20 protein-coding genes are annotated in these 15,146 nt (G+C 64.1%); 9 read left to right on the forward strand and 11 right to left on the reverse strand.

Features of this window, described 5'->3' with window-relative positions; genetic code table 11:
- The 3 genes from VNZ93_RS21470 to VNZ93_RS21480 form a co-directional block, all read right to left on the reverse strand.
- Positions 1-536: metal ABC transporter permease (locus VNZ93_RS21470; protein ID WP_325710103.1), on the reverse strand; the 536-nt coding region annotated here is incomplete at its 3' end.
- 30 nt (positions 537-566) lie between these two features.
- On the reverse strand, positions 567-1,316 hold the full coding sequence (aztA, locus tag VNZ93_RS21475; protein WP_325710106.1) for a zinc ABC transporter ATP-binding protein AztA: 750 nt from the start codon (positions 1,314-1,316) through the stop codon (positions 567-569).
- Positions 1,316-1,474: a hypothetical protein gene (locus VNZ93_RS21480; RefSeq protein WP_325710108.1), complete on the reverse strand. Its 159-nt coding sequence runs from the start codon at positions 1,472-1,474 to the stop codon at positions 1,316-1,318. The genes aztA and VNZ93_RS21480 overlap by 1 nt, the downstream gene beginning before the upstream one ends.
- 187 nt (positions 1,475-1,661) lie before the next feature.
- Between VNZ93_RS21480 and VNZ93_RS21485 the strand changes: the two genes are divergently transcribed.
- Entirely contained in the window at positions 1,662-2,588 is a 927-nt protein-coding gene (locus VNZ93_RS21485; RefSeq protein WP_325710111.1) for a sugar kinase, read from the forward strand.
- Between the two features lie 7 nt (positions 2,589-2,595).
- Here the strand turns inward: VNZ93_RS21485 and VNZ93_RS21490 are convergent, their stop codons facing one another.
- From VNZ93_RS21490 to crcB, 6 genes are all read right to left on the reverse strand, one after another.
- Positions 2,596-3,093 (reverse strand): hypothetical protein, encoded by a 498-nt coding sequence (locus VNZ93_RS21490; protein WP_325710114.1) that lies wholly within the window; start codon positions 3,091-3,093, stop codon positions 2,596-2,598.
- Positions 3,090-3,650 (reverse strand): permease, encoded by a 561-nt coding sequence (locus VNZ93_RS21495; protein ID WP_325710117.1) that lies wholly within the window; start codon positions 3,648-3,650, stop codon positions 3,090-3,092. Before VNZ93_RS21495 ends, VNZ93_RS21490 begins: the two co-directional genes overlap by 4 nt.
- Positions 3,650-4,285, reverse strand: coding sequence for a bifunctional 4-hydroxy-2-oxoglutarate aldolase/2-dehydro-3-deoxy-phosphogluconate aldolase (gene eda, locus VNZ93_RS21500; RefSeq protein WP_325710120.1), 636 nt, complete (start codon positions 4,283-4,285; stop codon positions 3,650-3,652). The genes VNZ93_RS21495 and eda overlap by 1 nt, the downstream gene beginning before the upstream one ends.
- A 65-nt stretch (positions 4,286-4,350) precedes the next feature.
- Positions 4,351-5,949, reverse strand: a complete 1,599-nt coding sequence (locus VNZ93_RS21505) for a regulator (protein ID WP_325710122.1) — start codon at positions 5,947-5,949, stop codon at positions 4,351-4,353.
- Positions 5,946-6,668 (reverse strand): isochorismatase family cysteine hydrolase, encoded by a 723-nt coding sequence (locus VNZ93_RS21510; RefSeq protein ID WP_325710125.1) that lies wholly within the window; start codon positions 6,666-6,668, stop codon positions 5,946-5,948. Before VNZ93_RS21510 ends, VNZ93_RS21505 begins: the two co-directional genes overlap by 4 nt.
- Positions 6,669-6,867: 199 nt before the next feature.
- Entirely contained in the window at positions 6,868-7,242 is a 375-nt protein-coding gene (gene crcB / locus VNZ93_RS21515; protein ID WP_325710128.1) for a fluoride efflux transporter CrcB, read from the reverse strand.
- 110 nt (positions 7,243-7,352) lie between these two features.
- On the opposite strand from crcB, the gene bioF reads away from it, so the two are divergent.
- The 4 genes from bioF (at position 7,353) to VNZ93_RS21535 (ending at position 9,732) form a co-directional block, all read left to right on the forward strand.
- Positions 7,353-8,504 (forward strand): 8-amino-7-oxononanoate synthase, encoded by a 1,152-nt coding sequence (bioF, locus tag VNZ93_RS21520; protein ID WP_325710130.1) that lies wholly within the window; start codon positions 7,353-7,355, stop codon positions 8,502-8,504.
- A 25-nt stretch (positions 8,505-8,529) separates the two neighbouring features.
- The gene (gene bioD / locus VNZ93_RS21525; RefSeq protein WP_325710133.1) at positions 8,530-9,213 is read left to right on the forward strand and encodes a dethiobiotin synthase; all 684 of its coding nucleotides are present in this window, start codon (positions 8,530-8,532) and stop codon (positions 9,211-9,213) included.
- A 67-nt stretch (positions 9,214-9,280) separates the two neighbouring features.
- Positions 9,281-9,481 carry a hypothetical protein gene (locus VNZ93_RS21530; RefSeq protein ID WP_325710136.1) on the forward strand — a complete coding sequence of 67 codons (201 nt, stop codon included), beginning with the start codon at positions 9,281-9,283 and terminating at the stop codon, positions 9,479-9,481.
- Positions 9,478-9,732, forward strand: coding sequence for a hypothetical protein (locus VNZ93_RS21535; RefSeq protein WP_325710139.1), 255 nt, complete (start codon positions 9,478-9,480; stop codon positions 9,730-9,732). The genes VNZ93_RS21530 and VNZ93_RS21535 overlap by 4 nt, the downstream gene beginning before the upstream one ends.
- Before the next feature lie 15 nt (positions 9,733-9,747).
- Here VNZ93_RS21535 and VNZ93_RS21540 read toward each other — a convergent pair whose 3' ends face one another.
- Both VNZ93_RS21540 and bioB read right to left on the reverse strand, forming a co-directional pair.
- A complete protein-coding gene (locus VNZ93_RS21540; RefSeq protein WP_325710142.1) occupies positions 9,748-11,037 on the reverse strand; it encodes an adenosylmethionine--8-amino-7-oxononanoate transaminase in 1,290 nt (429 codons plus the stop codon).
- Positions 11,038-11,208: 171 nt separating this feature from the next.
- Positions 11,209-12,201: a biotin synthase BioB gene (gene bioB / locus VNZ93_RS21545; RefSeq protein WP_325710145.1), complete on the reverse strand. Its 993-nt coding sequence runs from the start codon at positions 12,199-12,201 to the stop codon at positions 11,209-11,211.
- A gap of 129 nt (positions 12,202-12,330) precedes the next feature.
- Here bioB and VNZ93_RS21550 point away from each other — a divergent pair, with 129 nt between their 5' ends.
- The 4 genes from VNZ93_RS21550 to VNZ93_RS21565 form a co-directional block, all read left to right on the forward strand.
- Complete coding sequence (locus tag VNZ93_RS21550; RefSeq protein ID WP_325710148.1) at positions 12,331-13,401, forward strand: Kelch repeat-containing protein; 1,071 nt, start codon at positions 12,331-12,333, stop codon at positions 13,399-13,401.
- Between the two features lie 62 nt (positions 13,402-13,463).
- Entirely contained in the window at positions 13,464-13,919 is a 456-nt protein-coding gene (locus VNZ93_RS21555) for a RidA family protein (protein ID WP_325710151.1), read from the forward strand.
- Between the two features lie 122 nt (positions 13,920-14,041).
- Positions 14,042-14,290 carry a DUF3297 family protein gene (locus VNZ93_RS21560; RefSeq protein ID WP_325710154.1) on the forward strand — a complete coding sequence of 83 codons (249 nt, stop codon included), beginning with the start codon at positions 14,042-14,044 and terminating at the stop codon, positions 14,288-14,290.
- A gap of 222 nt (positions 14,291-14,512) precedes the next feature.
- Positions 14,513-15,146, forward strand: a 634-nt coding sequence (locus VNZ93_RS21565) for an alpha/beta fold hydrolase (protein WP_325710157.1), incomplete at its 3' end; no start/stop codon positions are given.

The raw sequence follows: 15,146 nt of genomic DNA on the forward strand, positions 1-15,146 counted from the left end.
CCGGCCTTGCTGACCGATCTCAGATAGAGCGGATCGACGCATTCCAGAACCAGCGGACGATAGATCAGCGCGAGCCCGAACAGCGTGACCGTGGCATTGATCGCGATCAGGATCAGCGTCTGATCGTCGAGCGCGAGCACCGATCCGAACAGGAAATGCAGAAGGTCGATATTGGTCCCGCGCACGGAGATGATGGTGACGCCCACCGCCAGCGAAATCAGGAAGAACACCGCAAGCGAAGCATCCTCTTTCAGCTCCGTCGAGCGAGCCACAAGACCCGCCAGCAGCGCAACGACGAAGCCTGCGATCAGGCCACCGGCGGTCATCGCGAAGATGTTAAGCCCGGAAATCAGGAAGCCGATGGCGGCGCCCGGCAGCACCGCATGGGCCATCGCGTCACCGACCAGCGACATCCGCCGCAGCATCAGGAAGACGCCGATGGGACCGGCGCCGAGCGCGAGCGCCATCACGCCCACCAGCGCGCGGCGCATGAAATCGAATTCGGCGAAGGGGGCGATGAGGGTGTCGTAGAACAAGCTACTCTCCAACGCGGATCGCGAACATCATCACGCCGCGCATGCTGCAGCCTCTTCGTCGAAGGCTTCGCACATGTGCCGCGCCTTCTGCATGTTGGCGGCCGTCAGCACCGATGCCGTGTCGCCCCACGCCACCTGTTCGCGCGCGAGCAACAGGGTCTGCGGGAAGGTCGAGCGCACCAGATCCATGTCGTGCAAAGCCGCGAGGATCGTGCGGCCTTCCTTGTGCCAGTGCTGGACGAGCGCCACGAGATCCGCGCAGGTCTTGGCGTCGATCGCGTTGAATGGCTCATCGAGCACGACAAGCCTGGCGTCCTGCAGCAGCAACCGGGCAAACAACATGCGTTGCATCTGGCCGCCCGAGAGCGTGCCGATGGCGCGCTGTTCGAAACCGGTCAGGCCGACGGCGGCGATCGCTTGCTGAATCCTGGCGTGATCGGCTTTCGAGAAGCCGCCCCAGATGCCCGTCCTGCGCCAGAGCCCCATCGCCACCAGGTCGTAGACAGAAATCGGAAATGTGCGATCGATCTCGGCAGCCTGCGGAAGATAGGCGACGTCGCGCGCGGACAGACCATTGAGATCGACCCGGCCCGACAATGGTTTCAGCGCGCCGACGATTCCCTTGAACAGCGTCGACTTGCCGGCGCCGTTCGGACCGACGACAGCGAGCAGCGCACCGGGCGGCACGTCACCGCTCAGATGATGGACCGCTGGATGCCGGTCGTAGCCGAGCGTCAGGTCGCGGAATTGAAGTTGAGGTGTCGTGACGTGGACGGTCATCAGCGCATCGCCCAGATCACGGCCGCCCATACCAATACGACGAGCACGCTCGCGGTAGCCAGCCTTTGCACGACCGACAGCCGGAGGATCGACGGTCCGACCGCAGCCGGCGGATGCGCATGGCCGTGAGGATGGTGGTGGTGATGGTGTTCGGTCATGAGGTCCCGGAGGCTGGCCCGCGTTTGTTATAGTATAACATTGCGGCATGCCAAGGGTCCGGAACCCTCGGGAGGCGCCCCGTACAGGCAAGATGGCGGTCTGGAACAGTTTCCGACCGGGTTTCATTGCCAAATCCCGTCGGAACGGGCCATGGTGCCCTCCAACCCAGCAGGATCGCGGCCAGCCATGAGTAACCAGTCCAAGCGCATCGTCTCGATCGGCGAGGTCATGATCGAAATGGCACGCGGTCAGGATGGCCGGTTCAGCCAGTCCTGCGGCGGCGACACGTTCAACACCGCGGTCTACCTGGCCCGCCGCGGTCTCCCCGTCGCCTACGCAACCGCTCTCGGCGACGATGTCTATTCCGACCGCATCGTGGCGCTCGCCGCCGCCGAAGGTATCGCCACGGACCTGATCGTCCGGGTGCCCGGCCGCCTGCCCGGCCTCTACCTGATCGAGACCGATACCAAGGGCGAGCGCAGCTTCCATTACTGGCGGGAGACCGCGCCGGCACGGGAATTGTTCGAACTGCCCGACTGGTCGCGCGTCGCCGAAAGCATTGTCGGCGCACGCATCGTGTATTTTTCCGGGATCACGCTGTCGATCTATTCCAATCAGGGACTTGGGCGTTTTCTTGCGTTGCTCGAACTCGCGCGCAAGGCCGGCGCCAAGGTGGTCTTCGACGGCAATTACCGGCCACGCGCCTGGAAGGGCGACGTGCAGCGAACGCGCACCGTGTTCATCGAAGCGCTGAAGCGGGTCGACATCGCACTCCCGACTTACGACGACGAAGCATTGCTGTGGGGCGATCCGTCGCCCGATGCGACCATCGAGCGGCTGCAGGCCTTCGGCATCGCCGAGATCGCGATCAAGAACGGACCGAATTCCGCGCTGGTTGCGGCCGGCGGACACAAGGAATTCGTGCCAGTGCCGGATGTCGTGGTGCCGGTCGATACCACGGCCGCTGGCGACAGCTTCAATGCCGCGTACATCGCCGCGCGGCTCGCCGACGAGAATCCGGGCGATGCGGCGATTGCTGGTCACCGCCTCGCATCGGAAGTGATCCGGCATCGCGGCGCGATTACCCCGCGCGCCGAGAACGCGGTGCATTGAGCGCGGGTTACGGCTTTCCGAGCAACATCGCGAGCCACGCCGCGATGAATGGCAGGGGCAGGCTCGCGATCACGCGCAGCCACACAACGCGCGCCGGCAGGATCGGAACTTCATAGGTCAGCAGACGCGGAAACGCGTAAAGCGCCCAGGCGGTGGAATAGGCGATCACCTGCGGCGCGCCCGCCCCGCCTTTCAATGCAGCCGCAGCGATAGCGAAACCCACCACCGGACCGCCTGGCGTCATCGCACCCGCAAAGCCCGCAAGTGCGATTCCCAACACGCCCGACGACGAACCGAGCCAGGCCACCACGAAATCCTGCGGCAGAGCGGCGGCGATAAAGCCCGACCCGAGTACGCCGATGGCCATGCGCGGCACAAGCCGCAGGAATTCGACGCTTCCTTCTTTCGTGCTTTCCCGCAACAGCGGCGTGCTGCGCCTGGCGACACCGAGAGCCAGCGCCGCAACTATGATCCAAAGCGCGGCCGTGACGATGACATCGATCACGGCTTGGCTCCGGCACGCCAATAGCGTTCGATTGCCCGCACGATCAGACCTGCCAGGATTGCCAGCGGCAGCGCGGCGAGCCAGCGCCAGAGCACGAAATCAAATCCGAGAAACGGCAATTCCCACACCAGTGCGCGGCTCATGCCGATCGTGGTCCAGCTTGTGATGAGCGTCACGACAGCGGCCACGTCCGCGCCCATGCCGAGGAACGCCGCGGCAATCGGATAGATCGTGAACGGCCCTCCCGGCACGATGATCCCGGCGCCCGCGGAAATGAGAATTCCCTTGAGGCCCGAATCGCGGCCAACCCAGCGGCTGACCGTGTCGCGCGGCAAGAGGATCGTCACCAAGGCTGCGATCAGGCAGCCGGCCAGGACGTTCGGCAGCATCCACACGAACAGGTCGGCATCGGACCAGATCACGTCGAAGAAGCGCGCTGCACCGTCGCGCCAAAAGACATAGGCTGCGGCCGAAACGACGATGGCAATCAGAACGGCGGTCGGCCAATCGAACGTCTTGCGCTTGCGGCGCGCCGGCTGCGGCTTGTCCGCTTGCATCAGGCGCGCAGGTCCGCCGCCTCGCGCGCAAGCGCCTTGATGCGCTTGAAGTCCTTCGCCGCAAGCGCATCCTGCGGCACCACCCAGGAGCCGCCGACAGAGACGACATTCGGCAGCGCAAGATAGTCGGGCGCATTGCCCACATGGATCCCGCCGGTCGGACAGAAACGGATATGCGGCAAGGGTGCCGCGACCGCCTTCAACCAGGCCGCGCCACCGCAGGCTTCCGCCGGAAAGAATTTGAGGACTTCGAAGCCGAGGTCGGACAGCACCATCGCCTCGCTCACGGTCGAACAACCGGGAAGAACCGGGATCTCGATCTCGGTGAAGGTTTCGGCGAGAACCGTGTCGGTCCCGGGACTGACCAGGAATTTCGCGCCCGAATCGATCGCGAAGGCTGCATCGACATGCCGGACCACCGTGCCCGCGCCGACGATGCAGTCCGGCACTTCCACCGCAATCGCTGCAATGGCGGCGAGCGCCGCCCTCGTGCGAAGCGTGACCTCGATCACGGGGAGGCCGCCATCGCACAAAGCGCGCGCAAGCGGCACGGCCAGCTCAAAGTCGTGGATCGTGAGCACCGGAATGACCGGTGCCCGGCTGAGGATGGCCAAGGAGTCGGTGGCGTCGGGCATGCCCCCACATGCCCGCGAAGCGCATTCGATTCAAGTCACGACCCGGTATGGCCGGGCTGCGTGCCTTATTCGGCCGGGACCGCGGCGGCTTTCGGGGCCGGAGCCGGGACGCTGATGCCGAGGCTCTGCCGGCTGAGGCCGTACAGGAAGGCCGCGACCATGGCATAGGCCAGCGCCACCGAAGGCGTCACGGCAATGCCCACCGCCTCGCCGTGCATGAAGCCGAAGAAGGTCAGCACGGCGCCCGCGGCCGCGAAGGCCGAGGCCTTCACGAATTCGCGGTCCACGATGAACACCCCGATCGCGCCCAGGATCAGCCCGGACAGGATCGCGCCGCCGCCCATGACCTCGAGGCCGTGATAGATCACGCCCTGCATTGCCATCTTGTCGAAGCCGACAGCAGCGGCCGTGGTCCCGGCAGCACCGAGCGCTCCGTCGATCAGGGTCTTCGCCCATGCCGCGAGATGCGGCGTCAGTGCGAGGGCGATCGCGGGCGCATGATGGGTCGGCGTGGTCTGGAACGCCTGCGCGCCAATTAGCATGCCGATGTAGAGTAGGATTGGCGAGATCGCGACCAGCGGGACGAGCGCAAGCATGAGCGCCACGATGCCGAACCAGGACAGGACGATCACCATCAGCCCGGTCGCGGCCGAATAGCCGATGCGTCCGCCCATCGCCTTCCAGCCGGGATGACCGATATAGACCGCGTTGATGAAGGGGTTGCCCATCAGGCAGCCGATCAGGCTGACCACGCCATCGGCCGTCAGCACCTGCGTCGTCTGGTAGTGATCGCCGGCGGCTTCCGCGCTCTCCACGTTGTCCATGGCTTCCACGAGATCGTAGATACCGAACGGGATTGCGGTGACAAGAATGATGCCAAGGAACTCGAAGCCTGAGAACACGTGACCGAATGCAGGGATCGGCACCGAAAAACCAAAATTGGCGAAGGCGCCCGTTACCTTGTCCACGCTGAGACCGCCGATGCTGAAGCCGAACAGCGTCGACCCCCAGGCGATCAGCATGCCGGCCGCGATCGCAATCAGGCCCGCCGGAATGCCCTTCGGATATTTCACGCCGCCGAACCAGGCGACGAGAATGATCGCAAAGCAAAGGAGCCCGATCTGCGGTGTCAGGAACATCTCGAGCGCGGGCCGCATCGAAATGAAGGTGATCGAAACACCGGCAAGCGTGCCGAGAAGTGCGGCGCGCGGCGTGATCTTGCGGATATACGGCGCAATGAAACCGCCGATCATCAGGATGAAGCTCTGGAAGAACACCCAGACGAGGCCCGCCTCCCAGCCCTTGATCGGGTCATTGGTACGAAGCGAGATCGGCAGCATGATTACGAAAGTGACCACGAACATGTGCGGCACGCTGATGCCCGACGGCAGCGCACAGACATCGGAGCGGCCGGTCCTCAATGCCAATCTGTATGCGAGCCACGCATAATACACGGTCGAGAGAAACATCATCAGACCCATCGCGGGAAGGATGCGGCCGAACACGATCGAGTCCGGCATCTTCAGCACGAAGCGCAGAAGCCCGGTCAGCACCAGCATGTTGACCAGGATGTTGGTGCCGAAGCCAAAAAACGCGTTCCAGTCGCCCGGCGTCCACAATGCAGGACGGGACTTCGCCAGATCCATCTTCGCAATCTCGGTCATCGCACTCCCCCTTCGATGATCCCAAACGGCATTTTGGATGCGCGTGCGCCATGCGCGGCGATCGCAGCAATCGCTTTCTGTGAATCGGAGACCCAACCGAAAATCCCGCCCTGTGCCTTGATCATCGCAAGACCCGCGGCGTGGAATTCCGGGAAATAGGATGCGCAGCAATCGGACAAAGCGATGCAGCGGAAGCCGCGATCATTGGCTTCGCGGATCGTGGTGTTGACACAGACCTCGGTCGTCACGCCGCACACCAGCAGCGTTTCGATGCTGCGGTTCTTCAGCATCAACTCCAGATCGGTCTGGTAGAAGGCGCCCTTGCCGGGCTTGTCGATCACAGGCTCGCCGGCAATGGGATAAAGCTCGGGAATGATGTCGTGGCCCGGCTCGCCGCGGACGAGGATGCGTCCCATCGGCCCCGGTGCACCGATGCGCGTTGCCGGATCGCCGCGATCGACCTTCAGCGGCGGCGCATCGGCAAGGTCCGGCCTGTGGCCTTCGCGCGTGTGGATGACGAGGAGACCGATTTCGCGCGCGACCTTGAGCACATTGTTGATCGGCTCAACCGCAGCCTTGAGGAGCGAGACGTCATTGCCGAGCGCGGCGCCGAAACCGCCGGGCTCGAGGAAATCCCGCTGCATGTCGATAATGACGAGTGCAGACCGGCTGATGTCGATCTGAAGCGGATAAGGTTCGGCATCGATCCTGACTGGCACAGCAGCATCTCCCGATCCCGGCAGGAGGAGCTACGCAAGTTCGGGGCCAAGTTCGCGCTATTGTATGCAAAGCATTTTTTGCGCGTCCGCGCTGCTAAGGCTTTGATTCAGTTCGCAAACGTTTGCGATCGATGCAGCGCAGGCAAATCCGGTATTGGCAACGCTGCCGAAAACATCAGCAATTCTGCTCCGGCTTTCATCACGCCAGCGAGCGGATGATCCAAAGTCCGGCGAACAATCCGGCAATCGAAAGCGCGACCGAGGCCGCCACATAGGCCGCGGCAAGACCCACGTCACCACGCTCATATAAGAGCGCCGTATCGAGGGAGAAGGCGGAAAAGGTCGTGTAACCGCCGAGGATTCCCGTAGTCAGGAAAAGCCTCCAGCCTTGTGGCGCGTCGCCCTTGAAGGCGAACCAGCCGGCGACGAGGCCCATGATCAGCGACCCGGTGATGTTGATGAGGAATGTGCTCCAGGGAAAGCCATTGCCCAGCAAGCGCGGCGTCGCCACATTGACACCGTGGCGGAGCATCGCCCCGAGCCCGCCCCCCAGAAACACCAAGAGATAAGCCATCCCGGCCAGACCTTCTGCAATGGTCGGGAATCCTCTGCCCCCGGCCAGGGCCGGTTATCGCCGACTTTCCGGTTGCGTCCAACGGGGGGGCCGTCCATGGTCCGCCCGCCATGCGATCCCTCGATCTTTTCGCCCGCGACAAGCTCGCGGCGCGCGAACGTGAAAACCTGCGGCGCGGCATCGTCGAGACTGCCGCGGGCGATGGCGTCAATGTTGTCCGCAACGGCCGCACGCTGCTGTCCTTCTGCAGCAACGACTACCTCAATCTCAGCCAGCATCCGGCCGTGAAGCGCGCCGCGGCACTGGCCGCGGAAAAATACGGCGCGGGCGCCGGTGCGTCCCGGCTCGTAACCGGCAGTAATCCGCTCTACACGGAGCTGGAAGGCCGGCTGGCCCGGCTGAAGGGTGCGGACGCCGCCTGCGTGTTCGGGTCGGGCTACCTCGCCAATGCAGGGATCATTCCCGCGCTGACCGGGCGCGACGACGTGATCCTGATCGACGAGCTTGCGCATGCCTCGATGCATACCGGCGCGAGGCTCAGCGGCGCTCCGATCCTGACCTTCCGTCACAATGACGTCGCCCATCTGCGCACGCTCCTCGAGGCCGAACGCGCACGCTTCACGCATGCGCTGATCGTGACCGAGGGCGTGTTCTCGATGGACGGCGATCTCGCCCCGCTTCAGGACCTGTCGGAAGTGGCCAATCGCTACGACGCCTGGCTGATGAGCGACGATGCGCATGGCATCGGCGTCCTCGGCAAAGGCCGCGGCTCTGCATTCGCAACCAATCCGCCCGCCGAGATCCCGTTGCAGATGGGCACCCTGTCGAAGGCGATCGGCAGCTATGGCGGTTATCTGTGCGCATCGCGCGAGGTGATCGACCTGATGCACAACCGCGCGCGCACGCTGATCTATTCGACCGGTCTGCCGCCGGCAGCACTCGGTGCGGCGATCGCAGCCCTCGACATCATTGAAGGCGATCCCGATTATGCCGCCCTGCCCGTCCGGAAAGCGCGTGCGTTCACCCGCGCGGCCAATCTGCCGGCCGCAGAGAGCGCAATTGTGCCGGTCACCATAGGAGACGCCGATGCTGCGTTGCGGGCGTCGGCATTGCTGGAAGACGAAGGATTTCTGGTGGTCGCAATCCGCCCACCGACCGTGCCGGAGGGAACCGCACGGCTCCGCGTGACGTTCAATGCAGCGCAGCCGGACGAGGCGATCGAACGGCTGGCGAATATCGTGCGTAACCGCATCCTGAGCTGAAGCTCAAACCGGGGGATAGGCGTCAATGGCATCCGTCTTCATCACTGCGAGCGGGACCGATGTCGGCAAGACGTTCGTCGCCGCGGGCCTGATCCGCTATCTGCGCAGCCAGGGCGAAGCGATCGATGCGGTGAAGCCGATCGTCAGCGGATTCGATCCAGCACGCGCCGGCGAGAGCGACTCGGGCGTTCTGTTGCGCGCGCTCGGTCTGCCGTTCACCGACGAGGAAATCCATGACATCTCGCCATGGCGTTTCGCCGCGCCGCTGTCGCCGGACATGGCCGCGCGTCATGCGGGCACGGAGATCGACTTCGATCAGCTGGTGTCATTCTGCGAGACCGCGATGAAGGAAGCGGACGGCTCGCTTCTGGTCGAAGGCGTTGGCGGCGTGATGGTGCCGATCGACCAGGACAACACTGTGCTGGACTGGATCGCCGAGCTCGATCTGCCGGTGGTGCTCGTCGCCGGCACTTATCTCGGCAGCATCAGTCATACGCTGACTGCCGCCGAGGTGCTGGACCAGGAGGACTGCGACCTGCGCACGATCGTCGTCAGCGAAAGCGAAGGCAGCCACGTGCCGCTGTTCGAAACCGTCGCGACGATCAGCCGTTTTCTGCCTGCGATCGAAGTGATCGCATTGCCGCGGCTGGAAGCGGGGGCGGATCATCCGGCGTTCGCCCAGATCGCGAAGAGCTGCGGGCTGGTGTAGCGGCGGAGAGCGGTCTTCAGCGGAGTTCGGATATGACGCGTCACCGGATTTGTGCTAACAAGCTGACATGACCAAGCTCGAAGAGATCGAACAAGCCGTGACCCAGCTCACGCCCGATCAGCTTGCCAAGTTTCGCGACTGGTTCGAGGCCTTTGACGCTGCACGGTTTGACGAAAAGATCGCACGGGATGCGAAGAGCGGCCGGCTCGATGCGCTGGCGGAGCGCGCACGAGACGATTACCGTAAGGGCCGCGCCCGCGAGATATGAGACACTTCGCGAGCCCGGATTTTTGGGAGGCCTACCAAAAGCTTCCCGCTTCCGTTCGCGAAGTCGCCGATCGAAACTACGCACTCCTCAAAGACAACCCGAAGCATCCGTCGCTGCACTTCAAGAAAGTCGGTCAGTATTGGTCGGTACGGGTGGGACTGCGTTACCGCGCGTTGGCGGTGGAGGCCGATGAGGGCTTACTGTGGTTCTGGATCGGCTCGCATGCCGATTACGACGCGCTGATGGGCTGAGCTACTCCAACGCGTCTAAGCGTGACGAGCGTCTCGCACCACCTCTCCGATCACCCGCGTGAGAAACGCCACATCCTCCTCGCCGATGGTCAGCGCCGGCGTGAGGTAGATCACGTTGCCGATCGGCCGGATGAACGCGCCCCTCTCGACAAAGGCTCTGCGCAACGCACCGAGGTCGTCGATGCGTACAAGCTCGACGACGCCGATCGCGCCGCGGATGCGCACATCGGTCACGCCCGGCAGATCGCCGCATGGCGCAAGCCCCGCGGTCAGCCACTGCTCGATGCGCGCGACCTGACGCAGCCGTTCGCCGTCCTCGAACAGATCGAGCGATGCATTGGCAGCGGCACAGGCCAGCGCATTGGCCATATAGGTCGGACCGTGCATCAGCGCCGCCATCGGATCGTCCGACCAGAAAGCGTCAAACACCTTCCTGCGCGCGACCGTTGCCGCGAGCGGAAGCGTCCCGCCAGTGAGCGCCTTCGACAGTGTGACGATATCGGGCACGATGCCGGCGGCCTCGCACGCGAACATGGTGCCGGTCCGGCCGAAGCCGGTAAATATTTCGTCGAGGATCAGCAGCAGATCGAAACGGTCGGCGACCCTGCGAAGTCGCGTGAGCACGGACGGATCGTGAAAGCGCATGCCACCCGCGCCCTGCACCAGCGGCTCGACGATGATGCCGGCGAGCCGCGCAGCGTTGCGCTCCAGCAATGCGGACAACGCGGCTTCCGACTCATCGTCCTTCGGCAAATCGGCCATCAGATGACGATGCAGCACACCGGCAAAGGCCTTATGCATGCCGGTCTCATCCGAGACTGCCATCGTGCCCAGCGTGTCGCCGTGATAGCCGCCGCGGAAGCACACGAAGGTATCGCGCTTCTTGTCGCCGAGATTGAGCCGGTACTGGATCGCCATCTTCATCGCGACCTCAACCGAGACCGAACCGGAATCGGTGAAGAACACGCGATCGAGATCGCCCGGCAGCATCTCCGACAGTCGTCGTGCGAGGGTCAACGGCTGCTCATGCACGAGACCGCCGAACATCACATGCGGCATGACCTCGAGCTGCCGCTGCACGGCGTCCCGGATATGCAGATGATTGTAGCCGTGGCAGGCCGTCCACCACGACGCGATGCCGTCGACGAGTTCGCGGCCGTCTGTCAGATGGATGCGCGTGCCTTCCGTCCGCGCCACCGGCAGCGGCGCAGGCGCTGTCTTCATCTGCGAATAGGGCAGCCAGATATGGTCGAGGCCGGTGGCGTACCAGCGCGGCCCGGAACTGACTGACGCCTTTTCCTGCATGGGACACTCACGACCGTTACCGCACTCAACGTATTCCCTCCCTTCAAAGGGGGAGGGTCAGGGAGGGGGGGTCGATTTTCCAAAACTCAGTGAGTGACCCCCACCCGACTGCCTTCGCTTTGCGAAGTCAGTCGACCTCCCCCTTTCAGGGGGGAGGTAAAGAAAGGGAATTCACACCTGCATGGCGCGCAGGCCGAGTCGATCCATCAATTGCCGGTCGCGATCCGCCGCCGGATTTGCCGTTGTCAGCAGCTTTGGCCCGTAGAAGATCGAATTGGCGCCGGCCAGGAAGCAAAGCGCCTGCGTCTCGTCGGTCATGTCCTCGCGACCGGCCGAGAGCCGCACCATCGAGCGCGGCATGGTGACGCGCGCAACCGCAATCGTGCGAACGAAATCGATGGCATCGATCGCAGCGCCATTGGCGAGCGGCGTTCCTTCCACCTGCACAAGCATATTGATCGGCACGCTTTCCGGATGCACCGGCAGCGTCGCAAGCGCATGGATCATGCCGACCCTGTCCTCGGCGCCCTCGCCCATGCCGACGATGCCGCCGCAGCAGACATTGATGCCCGCATCGCGAACATGCGCCAGCGTGTCGAGACGCTCCTGATAGGTGCGGGTCGTGATGATATTCCCGTAGAATTCCGGGGAGGTGTCGAGATTGTGGTTGTAGTAATCGAGGCCCGATTGCTTCAGACGCCTGGCCTGATTGCCGGTCAGCATGCCGAGCGTCACGCAGGTCTCGAGTCCCATCGCGCGCACGCCCTCGATCATCGCGCACACCTTGTCGAGGTCGCGATCCTTCGGCTCGCGCCAGGCCGCGCCCATGCAGAAGCGGCTTGCGCCGGCATCCTTGGCCGCCTGCGCTTCCGCCAGCACCTTGTCGACGCTCATCAGCTTTTCGGCCTTGACGCCGGTGTCGTAACTCGCGCTCTGCGGGCAATAGGCGCAGTCCTCGGGGCAGCCGCCGGTCTTGATCGACAGCAGCGTCGAGACCTGGACCTCGCAGGGGTCGAAACTGGCGCGATGCGTCGCCTGCGCCTGAAACATCAATTCCGGAAACGGCAGGGCGAACAGGTCGCGGATCTCGGCGCGGGTCCAGTCATGCCGGTCCGCGCCGACGGCGCCGGGAAATGCAGCTTTTTCGTAGGTTCCGAGGGTCATCTTTCGTCCCTGGCACACTCGTAGGGCGGCTCTTGCCCTGTGCCTGTGGCTTCATGTCATAGTGCCGCCGCCAAGCCAAGCTAGTCGCTCGGGTGGGAGCGGCGGCTGACAGGGCCACGGGGGAGTGGAATGATTTCACGGCGCACGATACTGGCGGGCCTGGGCGCAAGCGTCGCAGCCCCCGCGCTGGCGCAGCACCATGCCGGGCACGACCCGGTCTACTCCCACCTCACCGATCCGAAGATCAAGACTCCGCCGCTCGACACCATGAAGCTGCAGCAGGTCTTCGATTCTCCGGCACCGCGCGCCGCCCAGCAGGGACGCTGGGTGACCAGGGCGGCGCTGCCCTTGCCGCGCAGCGAGATGGCCTGGGCCACCACGCTCAACAACCGCATGCATGTGGTCGGCGGCTATGGCGAACAGCGCGTGGACCGGCCTTACCACCACGTTTACGACCAGGCGACCGACAAATGGATCGACGCGCCGCTCCTGCCGCGCGGCGCCAATCACGTCGGCGTGGCGGTCGTCAACGGCAAGCTTTACGCCATTGGCGGCTTCATCGAACAGAACCGCAAGCCGGATAATCTGTGCTTCGTGCTCGACGGCGAGAACTGGCGCGCCATCGCGCCGCTGCCGAAGCCGTTCGCGGCGATCGGCTGCGCGGCGATCAACGGCACACTGCATGCGATCGGCGGCGCGATCGGAGACACTTTCGCAACAAAGAAGTCGGTCGACTGGCATCTGGTTTATGACCCGCGCATCGACCAATGGGCGGCGCGCGCGCCGATGCCGACCGGCCGAGATCATACCGGCACGCTCGCGGTGAACGGCAAGATCCATGTGATCGGCGGCCGGGTGGACTCGTTCCACACCAACTCGAACCTGCATCACGTCTACGATCCGAAGTCCGACAAGTGGGAGCCGCGTGCGCCGCTGCCGACCGCGCGTTCCGGCCACGGCGCGGTTCTGATGAGCGGCAGGATTTTCGTGATGGGCGGTGAAGGCACCAACCGGGTCTATGGCCAGAACGAGGGCTACGATATCGAGAAGGACATCTGGGAATCCTATGCCCCGATGCCGACGCCGCGACATGGTTTGGGCGCTGCCGTCATTGGCGACTTCATCCACGTCTGCGGCGGCGGGCCGGTGATGGGCGGTTCGATCCAGAGCGCGGTGCACGAAGCCTTCACGCTGACCTGAGGCGGCCTTGCTGGCACGTCGATTGCCTGCTCACTCTCCGAATTTCACTGAAGGAGATAACAATGATCCGTGCCTGTCTGCTTGCGCTTGCCGGCGTCGTCGTGCTGTCCGCAACTCCCGGTACAGCGCGTGACTATTTGAAAGCCGATCGTGCGCAGTCACGCGGCTTTTCTCCCGGCGTCGTCACTGAGGGCGGCAAAACTGTCTGGGTCTCCGGCCAGACCGGACTTGTCGACGAGCAGGGCAAGTCGATGGCCGGCGACTTTGAAGGCCAGGCGCGCGTGATCTTCCGCGCCATCGATTCTGTGGTGAAGCGCGCCGGCGGCAGCATCAAGGATGTGGTGACGATCACCGTCTATCTCACCGATCCGCGGCTGCTAGACCCGCTGATGCCGATCCGACGCGAGTTCTGGCCGGACGGCAATTTCCCGGCCAGCACCACGATCACCGTCCACAGCCTGCCCGCGGTCGGCATGATGCTGGAGATCTCGGCGGTGGCCGTGGTCGGCGACAAGTAGGCGCCCGAGCCAACAAAAAAGGCCCCATTCGCGTTGCATGCAAGCCGATTGCGAATGGGCGCCCGACGGCTTAGGAGGGCGTCCAGGATTGCCACATCTGCACGACCCATCTGCGAGCCATCATGACCGACACCTTTCCCGACCGCCTCTCCGTCGATCCGGACAGCCCCCACTACAACGAGGAATTGCTGTCGCACGATATCGGCATCCGCTTCGAGGGCAAGGAAAAGACCAATGTCGAGGAATATTGCATCAGCGAGGGCTGGATCCGCGTGGCGGCGGGCGCTGCCAAGGACCGTTTCGGCAAGCCGCTGACCATCAAGCTGAAAGGCAAGGTCGAGCCCTATTTCAAGGACAAGCCGGCGAGCTGACCGCCCGCTTTATCGCGCGCGCACACGCATCCGATACGCAAGGCAGCGCGCACACAACGCGCGCCAAGGATCATGCGCGCCGGCCGCAAATAGCCGCCAGCCGCGCGACGGCGCGAACCGCTGTCGCGCAACAATCGGCCGCAACGGCGGCCACAAAGCCATCCAGTTCTTTCGCTAGTTTGCTGCATCGACAGCCGAAATCGCTTTGCCATGAAAATGGTCATGACGATCGCTGCAGCTCTTGTGGTTGGGCTCGTTCTCGCCGTCGGCGCTTTTCTCGCGCTGACCTGGGCGCCGGAGCTTCGCGTCGATGATCTGGAGGCGCGATGGGCGCCTCCGCCCTCGCAGTTCGTCGATGTCGCCGGCATGAAGGTGCATGTGCGCGACGAGGGCCCGCGCGATGATGCAGTTCCGCTGGTGCTGATGCACGGCACCGGCTCCTCGCTGCACGCCTGGGACGGCTGGGTGGACGGGCTGAAAGACAGGAAGCGTATTATCCGTTTCGATCTTCCGGGCTTCGGGCTGACCGGGCCCTCCCCTGACAACACCTATTCGGTCGACAACGACGTCCGCGTCATGTTCGCATTGCTCGACAAACTCGGCGTGCAAACCTGCATCGCCGGCGGCAATTCACTCGGCGGCGCCGTGGCCTGGCGCGCCGCGCTCGCCGAACCTGCGCGTGTTAAAAAGCTGATCCTCGTCGATGCGGGCGGCTATCCGTTCCATTCGACCTCGGTGCCGATCGGCTTTCAGCTTCTGCGCATTCCCGGCGTGAACTGGCTGCTGCAACACACGCTGCCGCGCTTCCTTGTCGAGCAGGGCGCGCGCAACGTGTTCGGCGATCCGGATCGCGTGA

This window comes from Pseudorhodoplanes sp. (assembly GCF_035565795.1).
In the GTDB taxonomy this organism is placed as follows: domain Bacteria; phylum Pseudomonadota; class Alphaproteobacteria; order Rhizobiales; family Xanthobacteraceae; genus Pseudorhodoplanes.

Bases quoted from the DNA above. Each gene is read 5' to 3' on its own strand.
- aztA (WP_325710106.1), bottom strand. From the start codon at position 1,316: ATGACCGTCCACGTCACGACACCTCAACTTCAATTCCGCGACCTGACG.
- VNZ93_RS21480 (WP_325710108.1), bottom strand. From the start codon at position 1,474: ATGACCGAACACCATCACCACCACCATCCTCACGGCCATGCGCATCCG.
- VNZ93_RS21485 (WP_325710111.1), top strand. From the start codon at position 1,662: ATGAGTAACCAGTCCAAGCGCATCGTCTCGATCGGCGAGGTCATGATC.
- VNZ93_RS21495 (WP_325710117.1), bottom strand. From the start codon at position 3,650: ATGCAAGCGGACAAGCCGCAGCCGGCGCGCCGCAAGCGCAAGACGTTC.
- eda (WP_325710120.1), bottom strand. From the start codon at position 4,285: ATGCCCGACGCCACCGACTCCTTGGCCATCCTCAGCCGGGCACCGGTC.
- VNZ93_RS21505 (WP_325710122.1), bottom strand. From the start codon at position 5,949: ATGACCGAGATTGCGAAGATGGATCTGGCGAAGTCCCGTCCTGCATTG.
- crcB (WP_325710128.1), bottom strand. From the start codon at position 7,242: ATGGCTTATCTCTTGGTGTTTCTGGGGGGCGGGCTCGGGGCGATGCTC.
- bioF (WP_325710130.1), top strand. From the start codon at position 7,353: ATGCGATCCCTCGATCTTTTCGCCCGCGACAAGCTCGCGGCGCGCGAA.
- bioD (WP_325710133.1), top strand. From the start codon at position 8,530: ATGGCATCCGTCTTCATCACTGCGAGCGGGACCGATGTCGGCAAGACG.
- VNZ93_RS21530 (WP_325710136.1), top strand. From the start codon at position 9,281: ATGACCAAGCTCGAAGAGATCGAACAAGCCGTGACCCAGCTCACGCCC.
- VNZ93_RS21535 (WP_325710139.1), top strand. From the start codon at position 9,478: ATGAGACACTTCGCGAGCCCGGATTTTTGGGAGGCCTACCAAAAGCTT.
- VNZ93_RS21540 (WP_325710142.1), bottom strand. From the start codon at position 11,037: ATGCAGGAAAAGGCGTCAGTCAGTTCCGGGCCGCGCTGGTACGCCACC.
- bioB (WP_325710145.1), bottom strand. From the start codon at position 12,201: ATGACCCTCGGAACCTACGAAAAAGCTGCATTTCCCGGCGCCGTCGGC.
- VNZ93_RS21550 (WP_325710148.1), top strand. From the start codon at position 12,331: ATGATTTCACGGCGCACGATACTGGCGGGCCTGGGCGCAAGCGTCGCA.
- VNZ93_RS21555 (WP_325710151.1), top strand. From the start codon at position 13,464: ATGATCCGTGCCTGTCTGCTTGCGCTTGCCGGCGTCGTCGTGCTGTCC.
- VNZ93_RS21560 (WP_325710154.1), top strand. From the start codon at position 14,042: ATGACCGACACCTTTCCCGACCGCCTCTCCGTCGATCCGGACAGCCCC.